General features: G+C 33.8%; 1 pseudogene. It reads right to left on the reverse strand.

From position 1 onward, the window contains the following. Positions 1 to 104: 104 nt before the first annotated feature. Positions 105 to 228: pseudogene (locus SB775_RS34635) on the reverse strand (thiol-disulfide oxidoreductase ResA); the annotation flags it as partial.

Below are 228 nucleotides of genomic sequence, written 5' to 3' on the forward strand. Positions count from 1 at the left end.
CTATATGTACTATTGTATATTCTACCCTCAAGTTACCGCAATACTCAGAATTTTTAAACCAGAGGCACTATAAGGATGCACCTCATATGTAAAGGCTTTCTTTATTACGGAGTAATTTTCTTCAAATATCCTTCTAACTGTTCTTTCGTTTGTTCACCTATAATTTGTTCGACTACTATTCCATCTTTATTAATCAAAAAGCTTGTCGGTAATGGTCCTACCCCATAT

Source organism: Peribacillus sp. SIMBA_075 (assembly GCF_046534585.1).